Below are 1,210 nucleotides of genomic sequence, written 5' to 3' on the forward strand. Positions count from 1 at the left end.
GCTTACAGAACGCTCCCCTACCACTCAGAATAAATTCTGAATCCGCAGCTTCGGTGCATAGTTTAGCCCCGTTACATCTTCCGCGCAGACCGACTCGACCAGTGAGCTATTACGCTTTCTTTAAAGGATGGCTGCTTCTAAGCCAACCTCCTGGCTGTCTGGGCCTTTCCACATCGTTTCCCACTTAACTATGACTTTGGGACCTTAGCTGGCGGTCTGGGTTGTTTCCCTCTTCACGACGGACGTTAGCACCCGCCGTGTGTCTCCCGGATATTACTTTACGGTATTCGGAGTTTGCAAAGGGTTGGTAAGTCGGGATGACCCCCTAGCCTTAACAGTGCTCTACCCCCGTAAGTATTCGTCCGAGGCTCTACCTAAATAGATTTCGGGGAGAACCAGCTATCTCCCGGTTTGATTAGCCTTTCACTCCTAGCCACAGGTCATCCCCTAACTTTTCAACGTTAGTGGGTTCGGTCCTCCAGTTGATGTTACTCAACCTTCAACCTGCCCATGGCTAGATCACCGGGTTTCGGGTCTATACCTTGCAACTAGTCGCCCAGTTAAGACTCGGTTTCCCTACGGCTACCCTATTCGGTTAACCTCGCTACAAAATATAAGTCGCTGACCCATTATACAAAAGGTACGCAGTCACCCAACAAGTGGGCTCCTACTGCTTGTACGTACACGGTTTCAGGTTCTATTTCACTCCCCTCACAGGGGTTCTTTTCGCCTTTCCCTCACGGTACTGGTTCACTATCGGTCAGTTGGGAGTATTTAGCCTTAGATGATGGTCCACCTATATTCAGTCAAAGTTTCACGTGCTCCGACCTACTCGATTTCACTTAAAATGTCTTTTCATGTACGGGACTATCACCCTGTATCGTGGCACTTTCCAGAGCCTTCCATTAACACATAATAAGCTTAAGGGCTGTTCCGATTTCGCTCGCCGCTACTTTCGGAATCTCGGTTGATTTCTTTTCCTACGGGTACTTAGATGTTTCAGTTCTCCGCGTTCGCCTCGTTAACCTATGTATTCAGTTAACGATACCTGCAAGCAGGTGGGTTTCCCCATTCGGAAATCCTAGTCTCAAGTGCTTTTTACTAGCTTGACTAGGCTTATCGCAAGTTAATACGTCCTTCATCGCCTCCAACTGCCAAGGCATCCACCGTGTACGCTTAGTCACTTAACCATACAACCCAAACGGGTCTT

General features: G+C 48.7%; 1 rRNA gene. It reads right to left on the reverse strand.

The features are described from left to right. Window positions 1-1,190 (reverse strand): 23S ribosomal RNA (locus PALI_RS00050); the annotation flags it as partial. Window positions 1,191-1,210 lie beyond the last annotated feature (20 nt).

It is taken from the genome of Pseudoalteromonas aliena SW19, assembly GCF_014905615.1.
GTDB classification, from domain to species: Bacteria; Pseudomonadota; Gammaproteobacteria; order Enterobacterales; family Alteromonadaceae; genus Pseudoalteromonas; species Pseudoalteromonas aliena.